We start from the raw sequence: 22,975 nt of genomic DNA, 5'->3' as shown, positions 1-22,975 counted from the left end.
GGTACGGACGTACGTAGGTCTGCGCAAGCAGTGGTGGGGGGTCGGGGTCGGGGTCGGGCCCGGGGTACTGGTCAGCCGCCGTGTCCTTGCCCGTCGTGCGGGGCGCCGGCCCGGTGTTCCCGCGGGGTGGGTTCGCGCGCGTCCTGCGCCTGGGCGAGGCCGATGCCGCGCTGGAACGCGGCCATCAGGTTCGGGTCGTGGCCGACGACCTGGTCGTTGTCGGACCGCGGCGACGGCGAGTCGCGCAGTTGCGGTGCGATGTGTTCCTGGGCGCGCCGCTTCGGGAGCTGTGGTCTGCCGACCCGGCCGCGCACGGCACCGTTGCGGGGCGTCGGCGGCGCCGCGGTGTGTTCGGCGGCGGCCTGCCGGTCCTCGGGACGGATGCCGGGGGTGGCGTCGGCGGGCGTCGGACGGTCCTGGCGTGCGCCCCGCACGGGGAGGGGTGCGGGTGCCGCGCCGTTCGCGGTGCGCGGCTGGGGCGGTGCGGTGGCGGGGGCCGGGTGGGGCAGGGGGTCCGGCTGGGGCTGAGGAGCCGGCTGGGGTTGGAGCGGGGTGGGTTCCGGCCAGGTCGGGGGGTCGGCGTGCGCCACGGCGCGTGTCGCGTCCCGCCCTCCTTCCTCCACGCTCCCCGCGGCGCCCCGCGATGCCGCCTCCGCCGCCGGGCGGCGGCGGGTGACCGGGTCGGCCTCCTGCTCCTCGCCGAGGAGTTCCTGCGGCAGGATCAGTACGGCCTGGACGCCGCCGTAGATGTTGGTCTGCAGCCGCACCGCGACGCCGTGCCTGCGGGCGAGCGCGGAGACCACGAAGAGTCCGATGCGGCCGTCCTGCAGCAGGCTCGCGACGTCGACCTGGTCGGGGTCGGTCAGCAGCCGGTTCATCTTGTTCTGCTCGGTGACGGGCATGCCGAGGCCGCGGTCCTCGACCTCCACGGCGATTCCCGCGGTGACGAGGTTGGCGCGCAGCAGGACCTGGGTGTGCGGAGCGCTGAACACCGTGGCGTTCTCGACGAGTTCGGCGAGCAGGTGGATGACGTCGGCGACGGCGTGTCCGCGCAGGGTGCCGTCGATGGGCGGCACCAGTTTGACGCGCGAGTACTGCTCGACCTCCGCGATGGCGGAGCGCATCACCTCGTGCATGGAGACCGGGTTGCTCCACTGGCGGCGCGAGACGGCGCCGCCGAGCACGGCGAGGTTCTCGGCGTGCCTGCGGATGCGGGTCGCGAGGTGGTCGACGTGGAAGAGGCCCTTGAGCAGTTCGGGGTCCTCGACCTCGTTCTCCAACTCGTCGAGCAGGGAGATCTCGCGGTGCACGAGCGACTGGAGCCGCCGGGCGAGGTTCACGAAGACCTCGACCTTCTGTTCGCTTCCCGCGTGGCTTGAGAGCTGCGAGGCCTGCACGACCGCGCCGACTGCGGCTTCCTGGGCGCGGTTCAGCTCGTCGGCGAGCTGGTCGAACTCGTCGCCGCCCGACCTGACCCGGGCCGTGGGGTCGGGGATGGGCGGCTGGTCGCCGCGGCGCAACTGGTCGACGACGCCGCGCAGTTCCGTCTGGCCGCGGGCGGTGGCGCGGCGCAGCACGATGACCCGGTCGCGCACGGTCTTGGCGGCGCGCTCGGCGGCGACGGCGGCCGTCACGATGCCGGCGAGGCCCACGAGGGCGGCGGCGGTGAGGACGGCGAGCAGGACGGGGTCGGGCCGGGCGCCGGTCGACCGCAGGGTGAACAGCACGGCCGCGCAGGCGCTGAGGCCCACGGCGACGGCGGGCAGCACGGCGATGCGCAGGAGCTGCGGCCGTATGTGGGTCTCGGGCAGGGCGGCGGCGGTCCGGCTGCCGGGTCTGCCGTGCCGACCGCCCTCTCGGCGGTCTGCGCGGGCGGCCGGTGCGCGTAGGTGAGACATCTGCGTCCTCGGTACGTTGCGACGAGGGCCCGGCGGTCGGCCGGACTCCTCTTTGCGGCGTGGTTGCGGCATCGCCGTGCCGGTCGGCAGGTCGCGACGTCAGCCCTGCGTCGTGATCCCTGCGTCGCCCGACGGCCACTCACGGTAGTCGGCAACGCATCATGTGCGGTGGGCAGTTGACAAAGTCAGCGGGGCAGCGTCCCGCTCTGGTATGAGCCCTCGTACGCGGGTCCGATTCGCGCTCCCTGCTGTAATGGGCCCATGCATCTCAACCCTTACGGCGAGGACGCCGTGAACCTGGCCGCCGAGCTGGCCAACCGCCGGCCTGCCGACGCGGAGGAACTCGCGGACCGCTGCCGTGCCGCGGGGCTGGTACTGGAGCGCCCGGTGGCGCACGCCGACCTGGTGCGTGCGCTGGAGGCCCTGGACGCCTGGGAGAAGGTCGTCGACGCGGTCGACGAGCACGAGCGGGCCGAGCTGGTCAACGCCATGCTGGCCGCGGCGGCGGCGTATCCGCGGCTGACCGACCACGCGGGCAGCGGCTGGCACCTGCACTACCGCGAGGCGGACCGGCGCCTGGGCGACCTGCTGTTCTCACTGATCTCGGTGGGCACGGCACTGCATCTGGCGGGGCGGGGCATGCACCGGCTGCGGCGGTGCGCGGTGACCGGGTGCACGGCGGTCTTCGCCGACACCTCGCGCACGGGGCGGCAGCGCTACTGCTCGCAGCGCTGCGCCAATCGCGACGCGGTACGCAGACACCGCGCACGCGCCGCGTGAGGTGGAGGGGGACGCAGGCGCAGGTCGCCGCGTCCCCCGCGCCGCGTCACCCCACCGGCGCCGCCTCCGGCTCCCCGCTGTCCGACGGGCGCCTCCGTTCGGTTGCGGCGGCGTCCGCCACGGCCGGCTCCGGCCAGCCGCCCTTCGGGGTGAGGGCGACGCCCCGCCACCACGGCGCCGTCGGGACGGACCCTGACCCGGGCTCGAAGGGCTCACCGGGGCAGGGCAGGGCGATGGCGGCGCCCGCGCGGCGCGCCGCCGCCATCGTGTCCTCACCCGGCTCCGACCAGGCGTGCGGGGCGAGGTTGAACGTCCCCCAGTGGATCGGCAGGAGCACACCGCGCGGCTCGCCGCCCTGGAGGTCGAGGTGGGCCTGCATGCCCTCGGCCGGGGTCATGTGGATGTCGGGCCAGTACTCGGAGTACGCGCCGATCTGGATCATCGTCACGTCGAACGGCCCGTGTGCGGCACCGATCTCCTGGAAACCGGCGAAGTACCCCGTGTCGCCGCTGTGGTAGACGCGGTGCTCGGACCCGGCCACCACCCACGACGCCCACAGCGTGTGCTGCTGGTTGCGCAGGCCGCGGCCGCAGAAGTGGCGGGCCGGGGTGGCCGTGAGGGTCAGCCCCGAGACCTTCGCCGACTCGTGCCAGTCCAGTTCGCGCAGGCGGTCGGCCGGTACGCCCCACCGCTCCAGGTGGGCGCCGACGCCGAGCGGCACCGCGAACACCGTGTCCGTGCCGGTGAGGGCCTTGATGGTGGGCATGTCCAGGTGGTCGTAGTGGTCGTGCGAGATGACCACCGCGTCGACAGGACCGAGCGCCTCCAGCGGCACCGGCACCGGGTGCAGCCTTTTGGGACCCGCGAAGGAGAAGGGCGAGCACCGCTCACCCCACACCGGGTCGAAGAGGACGCGGCGCCCGTCGATCTCGACCAGGACGCTGGAGTGACCCATCCAGGTGACGCGCAATCCGCCGACCGGCGGCTTGGCGAGGTCGGCGAGGGTCGTGGCGTGCACGGGAACCGTACCGGCCGGTCCGCGGCGTACACGCTCCTCCTTGCGGAAGTAGATCTTGGCGAACTCCAGGGTCGACCCGGTCGGCCGGGTCCGCGCCCCCACGGGGTTCTGGAAGGACCCCTCCGCCACCGAGAAATTCGGCGACCTGCGGATGCGTGCCAGCCGGGCACCCGAGGGATCCGCTCCGAAGGCAGCGGACCGCAGCGAGCGCAGCCCGGGGATCAGGAACCGGGACACGGGACCTCCTGAGGGGGGTGAATAGGCCTCCCCATTATGTCCACGGGCTCCGGCTGAGTCCTGCGGGGCACCTGAGCCGGTGCCCCGCCCGTGGTGCGGCGTCCCGTGTCACCGCAGCTCGTACACCGCCGTCACCGAGACCTCGTCCCGGATGCGTCCCGGCGCCACCGGGACCGACTCCTTCGAGAAGGAGCTCACCGGGACCGGCACGGGACGCGGGCGCCCGCCGTCGCTCTCCTCCAGCGAGAGCAGCCGGCCCAGGCCCCGGCCGCTCAGCCGGGCGTACTGCGCGGCTCTGCTCCTCGCGTCCTCGTACGCCGACGAGCGGGCCCTGGCGCGCAGCTCCTCCGGGTGCTGGACGTCGAAGGCGACGGCGTGGATGCGGCTCGCGTCGCCGGGTGCGTCGGCGACGGCGCGGACCACGGCGCCGGTCTTCTCGATGTCCCGGACGACCAGGGAGAACATCTGCGTGGCCCGGTGGCCGACGAAGAGTTCGCCCTCGCCCCTCGGCCCCGTGGCCTCGTACTGGCCCGGGTCGCCGTCCCGGTCGCGGTACACCGCGGACAGCGAGAGGTTCTCGGTCCTGATGTCGCGCTCGTCGACGCCCGCCGCGCGTGCGGCGGCGAGGAGCACCTCGGCCGCGGCGCTCTGCTCCATGAGCGCCTTGTGCGCCGTCGGCCGGGTGACCTCGATGCCGGCGGTGAGCACGGCCATGTCGGGTGCGGATGACGCGCTGCCCGCCCCGGTCACGCTCACCGTCGCCGGCGCGGGGGCCACGGCGGCGGCCGGGCGGGCGGCGGGTGCGGTCGGGGCGGCGACGGCGGGGGCGCCCGGCAGCCCGAGAGCGGCGAACGCGAGGGCCAGGGCACTGACGGAACGTACGGAACGTACTGAGCGCATGACGTGGGTTCCTTCCGGCTGCCCGTCCCTGCGGGGACGGTTCGCCGTCATCCCAGCACCGGGCCGCCCGCGCGGGTCCGCGCCACTCCAGCCCTGTCACCTCACCGGCCGACTCCCCCTGCGATGGCGGGCGTTCGCCCCACGATGCCGTGCAGAGACCTCGCACGACAGCCCCGTCACCGGCACGGTCCGCGGCCTGACCTACCAGGAGCTGCTCGACGAGGTCGCGCGCACCGCGTCGCTGCGGGCGGGCGGCGAGTGACGACCGCGGGTGGGCCGGGCGTGGGGCTCTCGGCGCGCGGGGGCGAACTCGTGCTGCCGGGCGGGGGTGCGGCGTTGTCCGGCATCGACGTGCCGTCGGTGGGGCCCGGACGCGTGCTGGGCGTCGCGGGCGGCCACCTCGATCAACTCGGTCGACGCGGGACTCTCGGTGTGCGGGTTGCCGAGCGCCCCCGTCCCGCACGCGCGGCGCCCCGGGCCGCGCGCGCCGCCGTCCGTCCCCGCCCGTGAAGACCGCCCCGGGCGGGCGATGGTGGCGGGCACGGACGGCCCCCTCGGTTCAGGAGCCGGCGTGGATCTGCATCTTGAGGGCGTCGATGTTGCGGAAGCCCTTCGCCTCCACGTGGTCCCCCGAGCTCTCGCCGCGGATGCGCCGTCCGATCCACGGCACCAGGTACTCGCGTGCCCAGTGGATGTCGTCGCGACGCACCTCCAGCGTGCCGCGCGGCGGCAGCGGCGGCCACGCCTGGTCGGGGTCGGCGGGCACGTCGAGCCCCAGGACCTGGGCGGCCCGCAGTGCCACGCGCGTGTGGCCCTCGGCGGAGAGGTGCAGCCGGTCGCCGTCCCACGCCCGGCGGTCCTGGACGGTCTTGAGGGACCACAGGTCGAGGACGGGGCAGCCGTAGCGGTCCGCGATGGCACGGACGTGCATGTTGTACGTGGCGATCTTGCCGCGCAGGTGCTTGAGGACCGCGACGCCGCGGGTGTCGAAGCCGGTGGTCACCATGACCGTGCCCACGGCCGACGAGAGGTCGGCGACGGCCCGCTCGAACCGCTCGGCGACCTCGTCGGGGTCGGTGCCGGGCCGGATGATGTCGTTGCCCCCGGCGCAGAAGCTCACCAGGTCGGGGGCGAGCTCCTTGGCGCGCGGCACCTGGTCCTCGACGATCTGGTCGAGGAGTTTGCCGCGGACGGCGAGGTTGGCATAGCGGAAGGTGTGCTCGGGCACCCGGTCGTCCAGCAGGACCGCGAGGCGGTCGGCCCAGCCGACGAAGGTGCCGTCGGGGGCCGGGTCGCCCACGCCTTCGGTGAAGCTGTCGCCGACCGCTGCGTAGGAGTTGATCACTCCGTTGTTGATGGGGTGGTGGATGAAGGTTGTCGACTCTGCGCTCACGACGTCACATCCTTCACCTCTCTAAGTGACCTACGCCACCGTAGGGAGGGGTTGACGGAGGGTGAGATAAGCCACCGGTCAAGATTCACCCAACTACGGAATAAGTGTCAGCTCCGTCCCGCGACCCTTTCCGGGCGCTCCTTCTCGGTCATCCGCCCCCCGATTGACATGCAGCCAGTCGGCTGCCAATCATGGAGATGCAGCCGTCCGGCTGCATGACTGGGGGTGGCGGAGAGTGGACGCGGCGTTCAAGGCGCTGGCCGATCCGGTCCGGCGACAGCTGCTGGACCGGCTGCGGGACCGCAACGGACAGACCCTGCGGGAGCTGTGCGCGGGCCTCGACATGGCCCGGCAGTCGGTCAGCAAGCACCTCGCGGTCCTGGAGGCCGCCGAACTCGTGACCACGACGCGGCAGGGACGGGCGAAGCTGCACTACCTGAACGCCGCTCCGATCAACGCCATCACCGAACGGTGGATCAGCCGGTTCGACCGCGAACGGGCCCACGCCCTCGCGGACCTGAAGAGAGCATTGGAGCACCCGACGATGGACAGCGACAGCACGACGTTCGTGTACACGACGTACATCCGCACCACCCCCGAGCGGCTCTGGCAGGCCCTGACCGACCCGGCCTTCACCCGCCGGTACTGGGGCGTGAGCTTCGGCACCGACTGGACCCCTGGCTCCCCGATGACCTGGACCGAGACGGGCGCCACGACCGAGGACCCCGAGCAGGTCGTCCTCGTCCACGAGCCGCACCGCAGGCTGGCGTACACCTGGCACACCTTCAGCCCGCAGTGGGCCGAGGCGAACGGCATCGACGAGGAACTCCGCGCCCGGCTCGCGAGCGAGCGCCGTTCACAGGTCACCTTCGACCTGGAGCCCGAGGGCGACCGCGTGAAGCTGACCGTCACGCACGAGTTCGACGGAGCGGGCACGCTGAAGTCCATGTGCAGCCAGGGCTGGCCCGCCATCCTCTCCAGCCTCAAGACCCTTCTGGAGACCGGCGAACCCCTGGCCTGACGCGTCACGAGAAGGCCTCCGCCGGGACTTGATCGCTCCGGGAAGCCATGTCGTATCGTCAAAGACGCATCTACCGGCGAGCCGCGCCGGCGCAGAGTCCGAGGAGTGCCCGTGACGCAGGAGTCCCCGCCGACAGAGCTGGCAGCACTGGTGGAGCTGTCGGAGCCCGACCTCGCCGGAGTGCGCAACTTCCGTGACGTGGGCGAGCTGCCGACCGTGGACGGCCGGCACGTGCGCCGGGGCGTGCTCTTCCGCAGCGGCCACCTGGCGCACGCCACCGCGGAGGACGCCGCGTTCCTCGCGTCGCTGGGCCTGCACACGATCTTCGACTTCCGCAACGCCGCCGACCAGCGCCTCGAGGGCCCCGACATCGAGCTGCCCGGCGTGCGCAACGTGAATCTGCCGCTGACCGACCCGGCCGACGGCGCCGAGTTCTGGAAGATGGTGCGCGACGGCGACCTCGACCAGCTGCGCTCGATCCTCTCCGACGGCAGGGGCGCCGACCGGATGGGCGCCGCGTACCGGGCGATCATCAAGGAGCGCACCGCCGAGCATAGCAAGGTGCTGCACGCGCTCGCCGAGGACAGCGTGCCCGCCCTGATGCACTGCGCGGCGGGCAAGGACCGCGCGGGCCTGTCCATAGCCGTCACGCTCCTCGCCGTGGGCGTGGAGCGTGACGCGATCGAGGCGGACTACCTCAAGTCGAACGTGAAGCACCGCCGCTACAAGGTGCACCGCTCCGACAGCTCACCGAACGCGATGTCGCCCGAGGTCATGGAGCTCCTCGACCCGCTCTTCGACGCCCGCGCCGAGTACCTGGCGGTGGCGTACGAGACGATCGAGGAGACCTGGGGCGACGTGGACACGTACCTCTCGACGGGTCTGAAGCTCAGCCCCGAGACGCGCGAGCGGCTGCGCGAGCGTCTCCTCGACTGAGCCATGGGCCCGGCCGCTACTTGCTGTTCGCGCCCACCTCGAACAGCAGGTAGAGGAAGGCCGCGAAGACGTGGCCGACCGCCACATAGATGATCAGACGGACCCAGAGCCCGCGGGGAAACTTCTCCTCCATGGTGTTGCGGGCGGGCCGCTCCGGCTGAACAGGGCCCTGCTGTTCCGGTTCCGTCATGTCGGGTCTCCCTGAGTGGGGCCGCCGAGGCACAGCGCGGTGGCGGGGCTCTGCAGCAGCGTGTGGACGAAGAGGAGATCGGCGCCACCCGGGTCGGCGGCGGCGATCCGGTGCGGGGTCAGCGAGTCGAAGTGCGCGCTGTCCCCCGGCCCGAGGAGGTGCGCGGTGTCCCCCAGGTGCAGCCGCAGCCGCCCCTTCAGGACGTACAGCCACTCCTCACCGGGGTGGACGCGCACGATGTCGCCCTGCGCCCCGTGCGGCACGTGCACGCGCAGTGCCTGCATGCCGCGGCCCGGGGCGCCCGCCTGCCAGTAGGTCCAGCCGCCGGCCGCGGTCGGTTCCATGTCCGACGCGCGGACGACCGCGTCCCGGTCCGCGACCGTCTCGCCGAGGAGCTCCGAGACCGTCGTACCGTAGACGCGTGCGAGCGTGAGCAGCATCGGCAGCGAGGGCTGGCGCTGCCCGGTCTCCAGGCGGGAGAGGTGGGCGGGCGAGAGCCCGGCCGTGCGGGCGGCGGCCTCCAGGGTCAGGGAGGCGCGGCGGCGCAGTTCACGCAGCTGGGGCGCCACGGCGGGGAGCGCTTCGGCCGCCTCGGGCGGCGGCGCGGGCTCCTTGGGCTCGGCAGGGCTCATGTCTTGATTGAGTCAGAGCCTTGCCTCTCGGGCAACTTTCTTGCCCGAGAGGCAAAAAGGACTGGTCGCCTCCCCCGGTCTACCGGTTCGCGACCGCCTGCTTCACCAGCGTCCTGCCGAAGTCCCACATCAGTCCGCCGCCGCTGTGCGCGTCCTCCATCACCGCGGTGAAGGCGTCCACGAAGCGGTCCACCTCCCGCTCCCCCACGGTCAGCGGCGGGATCAGCTTGATGACCTCCAGGTGGTCCCCGGAGACCTGGGTGAGGATGCGGTGCTTCTGCAGCAGCGGTACGACGACCATCTGCGCGAAGAGTCCCTTGCGGGCCGCCTGCAGCATCGTCCACCGGCCGCGCAGCTTGAGCGACTTGGGGCGCCCGAACTCGATGCCGATCATCAGCCCCCGGCCGCGCACCTCGCTCAGCAGCTCGTAGCGGCCGACGAGGGCGGCGAGCCGGGACTTGAGGAGCTCACCCGTCACCCGGGCGTTCTCGACGACCTTCTCGTTCTCCAGCACCGAGAGCACGGCGAGCCCCGCCGCCATGGCCTGCGCGTTGGAGCCGAAGCTCGCCGAGTGCACGAGCACCCGGTCCATCGAGGAGTAGACCTTCTTGAAGATCCAGTCCTTGCCCAGGGTCGCGCCGACCGGCACGTAGCCGCCGGACAACGCCTTGGCGACGCAGACCAGGTCGGGCTCGACGCCCTCCTCGTGCTGGTAGGCGTAGAAGTCGCCGGTCCTGCCGAGACCGGTCTGCACCTCGTCGGCGATCAGGAGCGCCTTGTGGCGGTGGAGCAGCTCCTGCGCGGCGCGCAGATAGCCGGGCGGGGTCTCGTGCACGCCCTTGCCCTGGATGGGTTCGACGATCAGCCCGGCGACGTCGCCCTTCCTCAGCTCCGCGGCGAGCGCGTCCAGGTCGCCGAGCGGGACCGCGGTGTCGGGCAGCAGCGGCGCGAAGCCGTCCCGGAAACCGGCCTCGCCGTTGACGGAGAGGGAGCCGGTGGTGAGCCCGTGGAAGGCGTGCGAGCAGTAGAGCACCCGCGGCCTGCCGGTCGCGTAGCGGGCGAACTTCAGAGCCGTCTCGACCGCCTCGGTGCCACTGTTGCCGAAGAAGACCCGGTCCAGGTGCGGGCTGTGCCCGAGCAGTTGCTCGGCGAGCAGGCCGGGCAGCGGCTGGCAGTCGAAGCGGGTGAGGTCGGCGAGCGAGGCGTCGAGGACGTCGTGCAGCGCCTTTCGGACGACCGGGTGGTGCCTGCCGAGACCCATGACGCCGAAGCCCGCGAGCATGTCGAGGTAGTCGTTGCCCTCCGCGTCCCAGAAGTACGCGCCCTCGGCCCGTTCGTAGACCTTGTCGAAGCCGATGGTGTGCAGCATGCGCGGCAGCTGGTGGTTGAGGTGCCGGGTGTGCAGTTCGTACCGTTCGGCGCCCCGCTCGGCCAGCAGTCTGCCGAGGTTGAACTCCTTGGCGCCCTCGGTGTCGAGCCCCTTGGTCATACGGTGTACTCCTTGCCTGGACCCTGCTGGTGCGCGCCCCGGTCGGCGGTCAGCGTGGCGCTGACGCGGCCGGCGATCTCGACGGGGGTGAGCCCCAGGTCGGCGAGGACCTCGCCCCGCTTGGCGTGCGCCAGGAACTGTTCGGGGATGCCGAACCGCCGTACCGGTACGTCGACTTCGGCGTCGCCGAGCGCGAGCGCGACCGCCGCGCCGACCCCGGAGGCGCGGCTGTTGTCCTCGACGACGGCGACGAGGCGGTGCCGTGCGGCGAGGCCGGGCAGCTCCGGGTCGACGGGCTTGACCCAGCGCGGGTCGACGACGGTGCAGCGCAGACCGCGCTCCCGGAGCAGCTCGGCGGCCTGCAGACAGACCGGCGCCATCACCCCGACGGCGACGAGCAGCACATCCGCGCCCGCCTCGCCTTCCGCGTCCGACTCCTGGAGCAGGACGTCCATGCCGCCGACCCGGCCCACGGCCGGGATCGCGGGCCCCACCGACTCCTTGGGGAACCGCAGGAGCGTCGGCGCGTCGTCCACGGCGACCGCTTCCCGCAGCTGCGCCCTCAGCTGGTCGGCGTCGCGTGGCGCGGCGATCCGCAGCCCCGGCACGACCTGGAGGATCGACATGTCCCACATGCCGTTGTGCGAGGCGCCGTCGACACCGGTGACCCCGGCCCGGTCGAGCACGAACGTGACCCCGCACCGGTGCAGCGCCACGTCCATCAGGAGCTGGTCGAAGGCGCGGTTGAGGAACGTGGCGTACACGGCGACGACCGGGTGCAGGCCGCCCGTGGCGAGCCCGGCGGCCGACACGGCGGCGTGCTGCTCGGCGATGCCGACGTCCCACACCCGGTCGGGGTGGGCCGCCGCGAACTTCGTCAGGCCGACCGGGCCCAGCATGGCCGCGGTGATGGCGACGACGTCCTCGCGCTCGGCGCCGATGCGGACGATCTCGTCCCCGAACACCGAGGTCCAGGACGGGCCGTTGGACGGCGCGAGCGGTTCGCAGGTGAGCGGGTCCATGACGCCGACGGTGTGGAAGCGGTCCGCCTCGTCGGCGAGCGCGGGTTCGTAGCCGCGGCCCTTCTCGGTGAGACAGTGGACGATGACGGGGCCGTGGAAGCGCTTCGCCCGGCGCAGGGCCGACTCGACGGCTCCGATGTCGTGCCCGTCGATCGGCCCGACGTACTTGAGCCCCAGGTCCTCGAACATGCCCTGCGGCGCGAACGCGTCCTTGAACCCCTTCTTGGCGCCGTGCAGCGACTCGTACAGCGTCTGCCCCACGAGGGGTGTGCGCTGCAGGATGTCCTTGCCCCAGGCGAGGACGCGCTCGTAGCCGTCGGTCGTGCGGAGCGTCGCGAGGTGGTTGGCGAGGCCGCCGATGGTGGGCGCGTACGAGCGTTCGTTGTCGTTGACGACGATGATCAACGGCCGGTTCTTCGCGGCCGCGATGTTGTTCAGCGCCTCCCAGGCCATGCCGCCGGTGAGCGCGCCGTCCCCGATGACGGCGACGACGTGGCCGCGCTCGCCGAGGACCTGCCGCGCCTTGGCGAGGCCGTCCGCCCAGCCGAGCGCGGTCGACGCGTGGCTGTTCTCGACGATGTCGTGCTCGGACTCCTCGCGCGAGGGGTAGCCGGAGAGGCCGCCCTTGCCGCGGAGTTTGGAGAAGTCCTGACGCCCGGTGAGCAGTTTGTGCACGTAGCTCTGGTGGCCGGTGTCCCACACGAGCCGGTCGACCGGCGACTCGAAGACGCGGTGCAGGGCGATGGAGAGCTCCACCACCCCCAGATTGGGGCCGAGATGGCCTCCCGTCCTGGCGACCGCGTGCACCAGGAACTCCCTGATCTCCCCTGCCAGTTCGTCGAGCTCCGCCCCGGAGAGCCCCTTCAGGTCCCGTGGCCCCCTGATGGTGTCGAGAATGGTCATGCTCGAGCCCCCTCTCTGGTTGATCCCTCCCGGAGGCCCGGGAAACGGGCCTCCGGGAGGTCATCACGTCACCCGCGGTTTCCGGAGACCGTCTCGCGGGCCGCGCGGATGGACTCCTTGAGGGAGCCCATGGTGGCGAGGACCGCCGTCGGTTCGTAACCGCAGTGCGCCATGCAGTTGGCGCAGCGCGGGTCCTTGCCGCGACCGTACTTGTCCCAGTCGGTCTCCTCGATGAGCTGGCGGTACGTGGGGACGTACCCGTCGCTCATCAGGTAGCACGGGCGCTGCCAGCCGAACAGCGAGTAGTTCGGGATGGCCCACGCGGTGCACGGGAAGTCCGCCTTGCCCTCCAGGAAGTCCAGGAAGAGCGGCGAGTGGTTGAGCCGCCAGCGCAGCCTGTTGCCGCCCGCGAAGGCCTTCTTGAAGAGCTCGCGGGTCTGCTCGACACCGAGGAAGTGCTCCTGGTCGGGCGCCTTCTCGTAGGCGTAGGCGGGCGACAGCATCATCTCGTCGACCTGCAGGTCGTCGTTGAGGAAGTTGAGGACCTCGATGATGGTCTGCGGGGTGTCGGTGTTGAAGAACGTCGAATTGGTGGTGACCCGGAAACCGCGCCGCTTGGCCTCCTTGATGGCGGCCACGGCCTCGTCGAAGACGCCTTCCTTCGCGACGGACTCGTCGTGCCGCTCCCGCATTCCGTCGATGTGCACGGCGAACGCGAAATACGGCGAGGGCTCGAACTTCTCGATCTTCTTGCGCAGCAGCATCGCGTTGGTGCAGAGGAAGACGTACTTCTTCCGCGCCACCAACTGGCGCACGATCTCGTCGATCTGAGGGTGCATCAGCGGCTCGCCGCCCGCGATGGACACCATGGGGGCACCGGATTCGAGAACGGCGCCCACGGCCTGGGCCACCGGCATGCGCTGCTTGAGCACCCCGGCCGGATGCTGGATCTTCCCGCAGCCCTCACACTTCAGGTTGCAGGCGAAGAGCGGTTCCAATTCGACGATCAGCGGGAACTTGTCGCGCTTGCGCAGCTTCTGTTCAAAGAGATACGTAGCGACCTTGATGGACTGACGAAGCGGCATGGCCATCTGGCTCACCTCCGGGGGAGCAGCGAAGAACGGTGCCATTCAAAGAAAGCGGGGAGCACGGCACGAAGAACACGGAAAGCTGATATTCCACCGCGCACCGTGCCGATGCGGACGAGTTCGTGCTGTGGGGCATCCACGACCACCCGGACGGCCGCAACGGGCCGTCGGCCGGTGCGTACGGCACCGTGCAGCGTCGCGGCGGACTCCATGTCCACGGCGATCGCGCCCGTGGCCAGGAGAGCGCCGCGCTCGGGACCGCGGACGACGTGGTCGGAGCCGGTGAGCGGTCCGGTGTGCACGGTGCGGCCGGGCAGGGCCCGCACCAGCTCCTCGACCAGCAGCCCGGTTCCCGTACAGGGGGTGCTGCCGCGCGCGTCCCTGGTCTCCTCGGCGACGACGAGATCGCCGGGGTGCATGCCGGGGGCGAGTCCGGCGCAGAAGCCGGTGGCCAGTACGGCCGCGTCGCGCAGGGTGTGCTGTCCGAGCGCCCCGGTGACGGCGCGCTCGGCGTTCTTGGGGCCCATGCCGGTGCGCAGCACGGTCATGTCTCCCGGCGCGCCCTTGCGGTCGCCGGTGCGCAGGGCGAGGCGCTCGATGCCGAGCGCGCAGGCGATCAGCAGCGGGGCGGGGCCCGGCCGTGGGGCCGGGTTCCGGTCCATCAGCTGCCCTTGGCGGTGCGGGCGTCGGAGCCGCCCGCGAAGGGCTCCCCGTTGATGTACCTGCCGAGGGCGGTGAGCGGGAACACCTGCCGGTACAGGTGGTAGTTGATGGAGAAGTCCCAGGGGAAGCCGGTGCCGGTGAAGTACGGCTCGTCCCACGAGCCGTCCGCGCGCTGCGCGTCGACGAGCCAGGCGATGCCCCGCTCCGTCGACTTCGCCTCGCGCTCGCCGGCCGACAGGAGGGCGAGGAGCGCCCACGCGGTCTGCGACGCGGACGACGTGCCGTGGCCGACCCAGCCCCGGTCGCGGTAGGAGCGCAGGTCCTCGCCCCAGCCGCCGTCGTCGTTCTGCACCGACTCGACCCACCGCACCGCGCGCCGGATCGCCGGGTGCGAGGCGGGCAGTCCGGCCGTGATCAGGGCGGGCACCACCGACCCCGTGCCGTAGATGTAGTTGACGCCCCAGCGTCCGAACCAGGCGCCGTTCTCCTCCTGTTCGGCGAGGAGCCACTCGATGCCGCGCCGGGTGCGCGGGTCGTGGGACTTCCCCTCGACGGCGAGCATCTCCACGACGTGCCCGGTGACGTCGGCGGACGGCGGGTCGATGACCTCGCCGAAGTCGCAGAACGGCAGCCGGTTGGGGAAGGGGCTGGTGTTGTCGACGTCGAAGGCTCCCCAGGCGCCGTTCTTCGACTGCATGCCGAGGTTCCAGCGGACCCCGCGGTCGATGGCGTTCTCCAGGCGCGCCTTGTCCGGGTGCGCGACCCGGCGCAGCGCGAGGGCGACCTCCGCGGTGTCGTCGATGTCGGGGTAGTTGTCGTTGTGGAACTCGAACGCCCAGCCGCCGGGCGTGAGACCGGGCCTGCGCACCGACCAGTCACCGGGCCGCACGATCTGCTCGCCGAGCATCCAGTCGGCGGCCTTGACCAGCTGCGGGTGGTCCGCGGGCACTCCGGCGTCCGCGAGCGCGATCGTCGCCAGGCAGGTGTCCCACACGGGCGACTGGCAGGCCTCGATCATCCGCGAGCCGTCCTCGCGCCACACGGCGAACCGGTCGAGGGAGGCGAGTCCGGCCTTCAGGACGGGGTGTTCCAGGTCGTAGCCGAGCAGGTGCAGCGCGATGACGGAGTAGACGGCGGGCGGCTGGATGCCGCCCCAGCAGCCGTCGTTCTCCTGCCGCTCGATGATCCAGCGGGCGGCGCTGTTCATCGCGGCCCTGCGCAGCGGGCGCGGCGCGACCTTGTGGTAGACGTGCAGCGCCTTGTCGAGCCGCTGGAAGAGACCGTCCCAACTCGCCACAGGCGCAAGGGGTTTGGAGGGGTTGGGCACGCGCGCGTCGGTGTGCAGCTCGTCCAGGGCGAACGGCGCGGGACGCACGGGCCGCTTGGCGGACACGATGGTGAGCGGCACTATCGTCTGCCGCGCCCAGCAGCCGAAGTCGTAGATGTTGAGCGGGACCCACTTGGGGAAGTAGATGAGCTCCGGCGGGAGTTCGGGCAGGTCGTCCCACTTCCACCAGCCGAAGAGGGCGAGCCAGATCCGGGTGAAGACGCGGGCCTCGGCGATGCCGCCCCGGTCGCGGATCCACGCGGAGGCCTTCGCCATGTGGGGCTCGTCGGGCCGGTCGCCGGCCAGGCGCAGCGCGACGTACGCCTCGATGGTGGTGGAGAGTTCGCCGGGGCCGCCGTAGAACGTGGCCCAGGTGCCGTCGTCGCGCTGCTCACCGCGGATGAAGAGCGCGGCGGCGCGTGTGGTGTCCTCGTCCCTGATGCCGAGGAACTGCCGCAGGAGGAGGTCCTCGGCGTCCATGGTCACATTGGTCTCGAGGTCGCCCTTCCACCAGCCTTCGGCGTCCTGCCGGGCGAGCAGGAAGTCCGTGGAGCGCCGCATGGCGCGCGCGGCGGCCTCGCGAGGGCCTGCCGCGGTCGTATCGATCGGAAGGACGGTTTCGGTGGACTGGCTGGCCGAGGCTGCGCGGGGCGTGGCCGCTCCGGTGCTTCCGTCGGTCGTCGCTGTCATGGCTTCCCCTTCGTGCAGTGCGGTGGCTACGTCTGCTGTGGGTCCGCCGTCGGCCGACGCGTCACGCCGGCCGGCGACTGCCTGTGGGTCCGGGGGTCACCCCCCGGATGTCCCGGATATCCGCGCGATGGTGATCATCTCTCTCGTACGACGACGAAGTCGGCGAGCGCGACGAGCTGCGCCCGGATACGGTCCGGCATCTGGACGTGGTCCAGTGCCTCGATGGCGATGGCGTGCTGGCGCCGGGCCTCCTTGGCGGTCCACTCGCGGCCGCCCGCCTCCTCGATGAGGGCGGCGCGCGCGGCGAACTCGTCCTCGGAGAAGTTCTCGAAGTCGCTGCTCTTGGAGTCGGCGGTGAGCAGTTCGCCGAGCCGCTCGGACGCGGGGCCGCCCGCGGCCAGGGCGGCCACCACGGGCAGCGACTTCTTGCGCTGGCGCAGGTCGCTCCACGTCTGCTTGCCGGTGGCCTCCGGGTCGCCCCAGATGCCGAGCAGATCGTCCACGGCCTGGAAGGCGAGGCCGAGGTGGTACCCGTACTTCTCCAGGGTGTCGGCGGTGTGGTCGTCCGCGCCGCCGAGGACGGCGCCGATGGAGACCGCGCAGGCGAGGAGGGCGCCGGTCTTCTTGCCCTCCATCTCCAGGCACTCCTCGACGGTGACCCGGTCGCGGTGCTCGTAGCTGATGTCCTGGGCCTGGCCGTCGATCAGCGCGCGGGTGGCGGTGATGAGGCGGCGGGTGGCGCGGCCCGCCTCGACGGTGCCGAGTTCGAGGAGGATCTCGTTGCCGAGTGCGAAGAGGGCATCGCCGACGAGGATGGCCTGCGCGGGGCCGTGCACCTTCCACACGGTGTCGCGGTGGCGGCGCTGCTCGTCGCCGTCCATCAGGTCGTCGTGGAGCAGCGAGAAGTTGTGCACGAGCTCGACGGCGACCGCGCCGGGGACGCCGACCTCGGGCGGCGCGCCCGCGGCCTCGGCGGAGAGCAGGGCGAGCGCGGGGCGCACGGCCTTGCCGCCGTCGCCGTCGGAGGGGTTGCCCTCCGCGTCGATCCAGCCGAAGTGGTAGGCGGCCACGGTGTCCATGGGCGGCGCGAGACGGTCCACCGCGGCCCGCAGCACCGGGGTGGCCAGCGTCCTTCCTTGCTCGAGCAGTGAGGTCACGTCCACCGTGTCGGCAGCCGTTTTCTCGGCCGAGGGCACAGTCGGCACAGTTTCTCCTCTTGTTCCGGTGCTGTTTCGCTGGGGACCTGACCCCAGAAGGTCGAGCTTCACGCCGCCGCCTCCTCGAATGCGAAGAGGTGATCACGGGGGCGGTCGAGGGCGGAGAGGGCGGCTTCGGCCGCGCTGATGCCGCTGCGTACGGCACCCTCCATGGTCGCGGGCCACCCGGTGGCGGTCCACGCGCCCGCGAGGTACAGGCCGCGGGCCTTGGTGCGGGCACCGGGGCGGAGCCTGCCGACGCCGGGGGTGGGCGCGAAGGTCGCGGTGCGCTCGCGGGTGACGAAGAAGTCCCGCACCTCGGCGCCGTGCGCCGCGGGCAGCAGCCGCTCAAGCTCCGGCAGATAGCGCTCTCGCAGGGCCGCGACGGGCGCGTCGATCTCGTCCCGCGCGTTCGACTGCGAGAGCGCCAGGTACTGCCCCTCGGTCAGTCCGGAGGCCTCGGTCCGGTCGAAGACCCACTGCACGGGTGTGCCGATGGCGGCGAAGAAGGGCCGTTTCAGGACCTTCCTGTCGTACACGACGTGGATGTTGAGGATCGGCGCGGTGTCGATGTCGAGCAGCCGGTCGGGCCGGTCGAGGGCGCCGTCGGGCAGGAGATCGTGCGTCTCGTGCTGCGGCACGGCGAGCACGACGGTTTCCGCCTCGATGGTCTCGCCGGGAACCTCCACGCGCCAACCACCGTTGTCCGTACGGGAGATGGAGGTGACACGTGCCTTTAGTTCCGTACGGACTCCCGCTGCGTCGAGCGCCTTGCGGGCCAGCGTGTCGTGCAGATCGCCGAGGGGCACCCGGGCCCAGCCGATGTCGGCGGCGCCCGGTTCGGAGAGCAGCCCGGTCTTGAACACCATCGCGGCGAGCCCGAGTGAGGCGTCTCCCGCGCAGGCGTTGAGCGTCGCGACGCCCACGAGGTCCCAGAGGGCCTCGATGGCGCGCGCGGACTGACCGTTCCTGGCGAGCCAGCTGCCGAAGTTCTGGCCGTCGAGCACGGGGTCGGCCGGGTCGAGTCCCTTGAGGGCGAGCGCCGCGCGGCCCACCTTGGCGCGCTCGGCGACCGACAGGTGAGGATAGGTGGCGAGGCTCGCCGCGAGGTGCAGCGGCACGGGAAGCGCGGTGCGCCTGAGGCGTCCGAGCCGGTTGCGGTCCGCGTCGAGGACGGGCACGTCGAGACGTTCCTGCACGGGTGCGAGGTGTGCGCCGTCGATGCGGTCGAGGAACCAGCGGTAGGCGGTGCAGCAGCGCAGATAGACGTGCTGGCCGTTGTCGACGGTCAGCGCGCCGCGCTGGAAGGAGAACGCGAGCCCGCCGAGCCGCGGCCGCCCTTCGAGCAGCGTCACGCGCAGGCCCGCGTCGGCGAGCGCGAGCGCGGCGGTGACGCCCGCGAGGCCGCCGCCGACCACCACGGCGGCCGCCCCTGCGGAGCGGCCTTCGGCTTCCTCGGTCAGCCCCTCGGGCTGCATGTCTTTCCTCGTCATGCACCCACCCCTTCGGCCGTTGCAGTCTGGGACGCGACCTTGGAGCGGAGGGTTGCCCGCCGCTTTGCGAACGTTGTCCCAACTGCCCCACGATCACTCCGGATGCGCATCACACACGCCTCCGGACGGTCTGTCGTGACACGTTCCGCGCGTCGAGACCGGACAGTCCGCGCACGGCGACGTACGCCTTCTCGCGCCCGGGGAGCGAGACACGGCCGCGCAGGACCGCTTCCGGCTCGCGCTCGATGCGGTCGAGGAGGCGGCGGTAGATGCCGGCCATGGCGGCCACGCAGGCGCCGCTGCGCCGGTCCAGCATGGGCAGCAGGCGGTAGCCCTCGGCGAACAGGGCACGCGCGCGGCGCACCTCGAAGTGGACGAGGCCCGCGAAGTCGGCTCCGGCGGGCGGCTCGGAGCCGGCGAAGCCGGCGGAGCAGCCGAACTTGGCGAGGTCGTCGGCGGGCAGATAGGTCCGCCCGTCGAGGGCGTCCTCGCGAACGTCCCGGAGAATGTTGGTCAGTTGGAGCGCGAGGCCGAGCGTGTCGGCATACTCCGGCGCGCGTTCCGCGTGGAGCGCCCCCCGCTCGGTGCCGAACACGCCGAGTGAGAGCCGCCCGATGGCTCCGGCGACGCAGCGGCAGTAGACCTTGAGGTCCTCCCACGTCTCGTACGTCTCACCGCGTACGTCCTTCAGGACGCCGTCGATGAGTTCGTCGAGGCCTTCCAGCGGGATGGGGAAGTGCGCGGCGGCGTGGGCGAGGGCGACCGCCACGGGGTCGGTGTCGTCCTCGTGCACCTCGCCCGTGCGGATCCGTGCGACCAGCGCGCGGGTGTCGTCGAGCCGCTGCGCCTTGACGTCCAGGGCGAGCTCGCCGTCGCCGATGTCGTCGACCCGCCGGGACAGGGCGTAGAGCGCGGACATGGCCCGGCGCTTGGGCGTCGGCAGCAGCCTGATGCCGTACGCGAAGTTGCGCGCCTGCCGGCCGGTCACGGCCTCGCAGTAGCTGTACGCGGCGAGCACCGACGCGGATACGTGCGGATCCGACTCCACGGCCCGGCTCACCCCTCTCCTCGCAGAACTGCACCCGTCTCGCGCAGCAGGCGCGGCTTGGTCGGCTTCGGCGGTCCGGGCAGGACGTCGTACCCGGCGTCGGCGATCGCCCGGGTGGCCGCCCTCCCCCCTGCCACGAACCCGGCCAGCAGCAGCTTCAGCCTGCCGTGGACGCTACCCACCAGGGGGGTGCCTTCATTCAGCAGGCCGCGGGCGCGTTCCACTTCGAATGCGACCAGGGCGCGCACCGATGCGCCCGCTGTCGGCAGGGCCAGATCTGACTCACTCACGTGGAACCGCTTCATGTCCTCGACAGGCAGGTAGATGCGGCCGCGCCGCAGGTCTTCGGCGACGTCCTGGATGTGCTCGACGATCTGCAGGCCGGTGCAGACGGCGTCCGAGCGGCGGACGCGCTCCGGGGTCTCCGTGCCCGTGATGGCCAGGACGAGGCGGCCGATGGGGTTGGCGGAGAGCGCGCAGTACGCGACGAGGTCGTCGTACGTCTCGTAGCGCGTGATGGCCTGGTCCTGGCGGTTGGCCTCGATCAGGGCCAGGAAGGGGGCGGCTGTGAGGGTGCCGCGTTCGGCGGCCGGCCGCAGCGCCCGTACGAGCGGGTGGCCGGGCTGGGCGCCGGTGAAGACCTTGTCCAGGTCGGCGGCGACAGCGTCGAGGAGAGGCAGCGGGTCGTCCGTGTCGGCGTCGAGCCCGAGGTGGCGGGCGTGGCCGGCGCCGGGGGCCAAGTCGCCGTCGCCGATGTCGTCGATGAGGCGGACGACGCCGTAGACGGCCATGAGGTCGTCGCGCCAGGCGCGGGGAAGGAAGAAGGGCGCGACGGGAAAGTTCTCGTCCGCGGCCTTGGCGAGGACGGCGGAAGCATCGCGGAGCTGGAGATCGTCCGTAGCCATTGCCGTCACATCTCCCGTTCTACACTGCCGACCCAATACATCCTATTTCGGACACGCCGCCCGGTTCGCTCCGAGGTGGGCCGTGCTCCGAGGCGGGGCACCGCGCGATATCGCCCCACTTGCCGCGAATCAGCACCTGTACAGCTTACGTTGTACAACCCAACACGCATCGTCGGGGTGTTCGGCGCATCACAACAACACACCGATTGGCGTCAACCTTCCTTCGCCGACGGTGAGTTGAGGGGGCCGAGTGGCCCCGGGGACACCATGTCACGACAGTGCCCCGCCGGGCTCGTCCCGGCGGGGCACTATTACCGAACGGGTGTTCCCCCGTGGCTCGATCGAGCTACTTGCCGGTGAACTTCTCGTACTCCTTTATGACCTCGTCGGTCGGCCCGTCCATGCGCAGCTCGCCGCGCTCCAGCCACAGCACGCGGTCGCACGTGTCGCGGATCGACTTGTTGTTGTGGCTGACCAGGAAGACCGTGCCGGCCTCCTTGCGGAGCTCGCGGATGCGGGCCTCGGAGCGCTTCTGGAACTTGCGGTCGCCGGTGGCCAGGGCCTCGTCGATCATCAGGACGTCGTGGTCCTTGGCGGCCGCGATGGAGAAACGGAGGCGGGCCGCCATGCCGGAGGAGTACGTGCGCATCGGAAGGGTGATGAAGTCACCCTTCTCATTGATGCCGGAGAAGTCGACGATCTCCTGGTAGCGCTCCCGGATCTGCTCGCGGGACATGCCCATCGCGAGCCCGCCGAGGATGACGTTGCGCTCGCCCGTCAGGTCGTTCATCAGGGCCGCGTTGACGCCGAGCAGCGAGGGCTGGCCGTCGGTGTAGACCTTGCCCTTCTCGGCGGGGAGCAGGCCTGCGATGGCGCGGAGCAGGGTCGACTTGCCGGAACCGTTGGAGCCGATGAGGCCGATGGCCTCGCCGCGGTAGGCGGTGAAGCTGACGCCGCGCACGGCGTGCACCTTGCGCACCCCGCGCTCCTCGCCCCGCCTGAGCATGCGGCTCAGGGCGGAGGTGGCGCTGCCCTTGCCCGTCTTCGCGCCGTTGACTCGGTAGACGATGTGCAGCTCGTCGGCGATGACGGTGGGGATGTGCCCCTTGCCGGCGTTCGCGTCGCCCTTCTCGGGGGTCTTGTCGTCAGCCACGGCCGTACCGCTCCTCCGCCTTCCAGAAGTACACGAACCCGACCGCGCCGATCACCACGGCCCAGCCGACCGCGAAGGCCCACACGTGCGGGGGCAGGTACGAGGAGTCGTACTTGTCGATCATGGCGAAGCGGATCAGGTCCATGTAGATGGAGGCCGGATTCCACTGGAGCACGTCCCCGACCCAGGCGGGCACGTCCTTCTTGGTCGCGAGCATCGCGGGGATGCTGAACATGACGCCCGAGGCGTACATCCAGGTCCGCATCACGAACGGCATGAGCTGCGCCAGGTCGGGCGTCTTGCTGCCCATCCGGGCGAAGATCAGCGCCAGGCCCATGTTGAAGACGAACTGCAGGACCAGCGCGGGCAGGACGAGCAGCCAGGACACGGCGGGGAAGATGCCGAACGCGCACATGATCACGACGAGCACGATCATCGAGAAGAGCAGCTGCTGGAGCTGCTGCAGCGCGAAGGAGATCGGCAGTGAGGCCCGCGGGAAGTGCAGGGCCCTGACGAGGCCGAGGTTGCCGGAGATCGCCCGCACGCCCGCCATGACCGAGCTCTGCGTGAACGTGAAGACGAAGACACCCGTCACGAGGAACGGCACGTAGATCTCGTGCGGGATGCCCTCGCGGGCGCCGAGCAGCAGCCCGAAGATGAAGAAGTAGACCGCCGCGTTCAGCAGCGGCGTCGCCACCTGCCACAGCTGGCCGAGCTTGGCCTGGCTGTACTGGGCGGTCAGCTTCGCCTGGGAGAAGGCGAGGATGAAGTGGCGCCGTCCCCAGAGCTGGCGGACGTACTCGAAAAGTCCGGGGCGGGCGCCGCTGACGGTCAGACCGTACTTGGCGGCGAGTTCGGCCCGGGAGAGCCCGTCATCGGGCGACGGAGTCGACGGTGATGCTGTCACCGCGACTCCGCCGTCATGCGTTGTCTCACTCACGAGTGGAAACTTTCGTCTTCGAAAAGCGCAGCCGGTCGGGCGTAGGCGTGGGC

The 22,975-nt window shown here is 71.5% G+C and carries 20 protein-coding genes and 1 pseudogene; 3 read left to right on the top strand and 18 right to left on the bottom strand.

Translation table 11 applies throughout. The annotated features are described in order from the left end of the window. Positions 1-71 precede the first annotated feature (71 nt). Positions 72-1,898 carry a sensor histidine kinase gene (locus DEJ47_RS33190; RefSeq protein WP_150174644.1) on the bottom strand — a complete coding sequence of 609 codons (1,827 nt, stop codon included), beginning with the start codon at positions 1,896-1,898 and terminating at the stop codon, positions 72-74. A gap of 261 nt (positions 1,899-2,159) precedes the next feature. Here DEJ47_RS33190 and DEJ47_RS33185 point away from each other — a divergent pair, with 261 nt between their 5' ends. Next, positions 2,160-2,678 carry a CGNR zinc finger domain-containing protein gene (locus DEJ47_RS33185; protein WP_150174642.1) on the top strand — a complete coding sequence of 173 codons (519 nt, stop codon included), beginning with the start codon at positions 2,160-2,162 and terminating at the stop codon, positions 2,676-2,678. 46 nt (positions 2,679-2,724) lie between these two features. Here DEJ47_RS33185 and DEJ47_RS33180 read toward each other — a convergent pair whose 3' ends face one another. The 4 genes from DEJ47_RS33180 to DEJ47_RS33165 form a co-directional block, all read right to left on the bottom strand. Beyond that, positions 2,725-3,933, bottom strand: a complete 1,209-nt coding sequence (locus tag DEJ47_RS33180; RefSeq protein ID WP_150174639.1) for an MBL fold metallo-hydrolase — start codon at positions 3,931-3,933, stop codon at positions 2,725-2,727. A 108-nt stretch (positions 3,934-4,041) separates the two neighbouring features. Then, a complete protein-coding gene (locus DEJ47_RS33175; RefSeq protein WP_150174636.1) occupies positions 4,042-4,833 on the bottom strand; it encodes an SIMPL domain-containing protein in 792 nt (263 codons plus the stop codon). A gap of 201 nt (positions 4,834-5,034) precedes the next feature. Further along, positions 5,035-5,376, bottom strand: a complete 342-nt coding sequence (locus DEJ47_RS33170; RefSeq protein ID WP_150174633.1) for a hypothetical protein — start codon at positions 5,374-5,376, stop codon at positions 5,035-5,037. 16 nt (positions 5,377-5,392) lie between these two features. Beyond that, a complete protein-coding gene (locus tag DEJ47_RS33165; protein ID WP_150176040.1) occupies positions 5,393-6,178 on the bottom strand; it encodes an SGNH/GDSL hydrolase family protein in 786 nt (261 codons plus the stop codon). A 283-nt stretch (positions 6,179-6,461) separates the two neighbouring features. Between DEJ47_RS33165 and DEJ47_RS33160 the strand changes: the two genes are divergently transcribed. After that, positions 6,462-7,247, top strand: a complete 786-nt coding sequence (locus DEJ47_RS33160) for an ArsR/SmtB family transcription factor (protein WP_150174631.1) — start codon at positions 6,462-6,464, stop codon at positions 7,245-7,247. Between the two features lie 111 nt (positions 7,248-7,358). After that, complete coding sequence (locus DEJ47_RS33155; RefSeq protein WP_398338851.1) at positions 7,359-8,183, top strand: tyrosine-protein phosphatase; 825 nt, start codon at positions 7,359-7,361, stop codon at positions 8,181-8,183. A gap of 16 nt (positions 8,184-8,199) precedes the next feature. On the opposite strand, the gene DEJ47_RS33150 is transcribed toward DEJ47_RS33155, so the two are convergent. The 13 genes and pseudogenes from DEJ47_RS33150 to DEJ47_RS33090 all read right to left on the bottom strand — a co-directional run bounded on the left by DEJ47_RS33150 (position 8,200) and on the right by DEJ47_RS33090 (position 22,922). Further along, positions 8,200-8,316: a DUF6126 family protein gene (locus DEJ47_RS33150; protein WP_150176039.1), complete on the bottom strand. Its 117-nt coding sequence runs from the start codon at positions 8,314-8,316 to the stop codon at positions 8,200-8,202. A gap of 53 nt (positions 8,317-8,369) precedes the next feature. Continuing rightward, positions 8,370-9,005 carry a helix-turn-helix domain-containing protein gene (locus tag DEJ47_RS33145; RefSeq protein ID WP_150174625.1) on the bottom strand — a complete coding sequence of 212 codons (636 nt, stop codon included), beginning with the start codon at positions 9,003-9,005 and terminating at the stop codon, positions 8,370-8,372. A 79-nt stretch (positions 9,006-9,084) separates the two neighbouring features. Continuing rightward, entirely contained in the window at positions 9,085-10,494 is a 1,410-nt protein-coding gene (locus DEJ47_RS33140) for an aspartate aminotransferase family protein (protein WP_150174622.1), read from the bottom strand. After that, a complete protein-coding gene (dxs, locus tag DEJ47_RS33135) occupies positions 10,491-12,419 on the bottom strand; it encodes a 1-deoxy-D-xylulose-5-phosphate synthase (protein ID WP_150174619.1) in 1,929 nt (642 codons plus the stop codon). Before dxs ends, DEJ47_RS33140 begins: the two co-directional genes overlap by 4 nt. Positions 12,420-12,487: 68 nt before the next feature. Then, the gene (gene hpnH, locus DEJ47_RS33130; protein WP_150174617.1) at positions 12,488-13,510 is read right to left on the bottom strand and encodes an adenosyl-hopene transferase HpnH; all 1,023 of its coding nucleotides are present in this window, start codon (positions 13,508-13,510) and stop codon (positions 12,488-12,490) included. Between the two features lie 5 nt (positions 13,511-13,515). After that, positions 13,516-14,169, bottom strand: a complete 654-nt coding sequence (locus tag DEJ47_RS33125) for a 1-hydroxy-2-methyl-2-butenyl 4-diphosphate reductase (protein ID WP_150174614.1) — start codon at positions 14,167-14,169, stop codon at positions 13,516-13,518. Continuing rightward, positions 14,169-16,187: a squalene--hopene cyclase gene (shc, locus tag DEJ47_RS33120; RefSeq protein WP_150174611.1), complete on the bottom strand. Its 2,019-nt coding sequence runs from the start codon at positions 16,185-16,187 to the stop codon at positions 14,169-14,171. Before shc ends, DEJ47_RS33125 begins: the two co-directional genes overlap by 1 nt. A 134-nt stretch (positions 16,188-16,321) precedes the next feature. Then, on the bottom strand, positions 16,322-17,455 hold the full coding sequence (locus DEJ47_RS33115; RefSeq protein WP_150174609.1) for a polyprenyl synthetase family protein: 1,134 nt from the start codon (positions 17,453-17,455) through the stop codon (positions 16,322-16,324). Next, positions 17,452-18,921 (bottom strand): annotated as a pseudogene (gene hpnE / locus DEJ47_RS33110) (hydroxysqualene dehydroxylase HpnE); the annotation flags it as partial. The gene DEJ47_RS33115 and the pseudogene hpnE, both read right to left, overlap by 4 nt. A 64-nt stretch (positions 18,922-18,985) precedes the next feature. After that, entirely contained in the window at positions 18,986-19,936 is a 951-nt protein-coding gene (hpnD, locus tag DEJ47_RS33105) for a presqualene diphosphate synthase HpnD (RefSeq protein ID WP_150174604.1), read from the bottom strand. After that, positions 19,933-20,829, bottom strand: coding sequence for a squalene synthase HpnC (hpnC, locus tag DEJ47_RS33100; RefSeq protein WP_150174601.1), 897 nt, complete (start codon positions 20,827-20,829; stop codon positions 19,933-19,935). The genes hpnD and hpnC overlap by 4 nt, the downstream gene beginning before the upstream one ends. Before the next feature lie 346 nt (positions 20,830-21,175). Further along, positions 21,176-21,982, bottom strand: coding sequence for an ABC transporter ATP-binding protein (locus tag DEJ47_RS33095; protein WP_190415681.1), 807 nt, complete (start codon positions 21,980-21,982; stop codon positions 21,176-21,178). Next, a complete protein-coding gene (locus tag DEJ47_RS33090) occupies positions 21,975-22,922 on the bottom strand; it encodes an ABC transporter permease (RefSeq protein ID WP_150174598.1) in 948 nt (315 codons plus the stop codon). Before DEJ47_RS33090 ends, DEJ47_RS33095 begins: the two co-directional genes overlap by 8 nt. Between the last annotated feature and the right edge of the window lie 53 nt (positions 22,923-22,975).

The organism is Streptomyces venezuelae, from assembly GCF_008642355.1.
Taxonomy (GTDB): Bacteria; Actinomycetota; Actinomycetes; order Streptomycetales; family Streptomycetaceae; genus Streptomyces; species Streptomyces venezuelae_B.
The sequence above is the reverse complement of the archived record's forward strand: the minus strand, read 5'-3'. Positions and strand labels throughout refer to the sequence as shown.

Coding starts and splice junctions, on each gene's coding strand:
- hpnH (WP_150174617.1), bottom strand. CDS start 13,510: ATGGCCATGCCGCTTCGTCAGTCCATCAAGGTCGCTACGTATCTCTTT.
- DEJ47_RS33190 (WP_150174644.1), bottom strand. CDS start 1,898: ATGTCTCACCTACGCGCACCGGCCGCCCGCGCAGACCGCCGAGAGGGC.
- DEJ47_RS33125 (WP_150174614.1), bottom strand. CDS start 14,169: ATGGACCGGAACCCGGCCCCACGGCCGGGCCCCGCCCCGCTGCTGATC.
- DEJ47_RS33175 (WP_150174636.1), bottom strand. CDS start 4,833: ATGCGCTCAGTACGTTCCGTACGTTCCGTCAGTGCCCTGGCCCTCGCG.
- hpnC (WP_150174601.1), bottom strand. CDS start 20,829: ATGGCTACGGACGATCTCCAGCTCCGCGATGCTTCCGCCGTCCTCGCC.
- dxs (WP_150174619.1), bottom strand. CDS start 12,419: ATGACCATTCTCGACACCATCAGGGGGCCACGGGACCTGAAGGGGCTC.
- DEJ47_RS33185 (WP_150174642.1), top strand. CDS start 2,160: ATGCATCTCAACCCTTACGGCGAGGACGCCGTGAACCTGGCCGCCGAG.
- DEJ47_RS33145 (WP_150174625.1), bottom strand. CDS start 9,005: ATGAGCCCTGCCGAGCCCAAGGAGCCCGCGCCGCCGCCCGAGGCGGCC.
- DEJ47_RS33150 (WP_150176039.1), bottom strand. CDS start 8,316: ATGGAGGAGAAGTTTCCCCGCGGGCTCTGGGTCCGTCTGATCATCTAT.
- shc (WP_150174611.1), bottom strand. CDS start 16,187: ATGACAGCGACGACCGACGGAAGCACCGGAGCGGCCACGCCCCGCGCA.
- DEJ47_RS33140 (WP_150174622.1), bottom strand. CDS start 10,494: ATGACCAAGGGGCTCGACACCGAGGGCGCCAAGGAGTTCAACCTCGGC.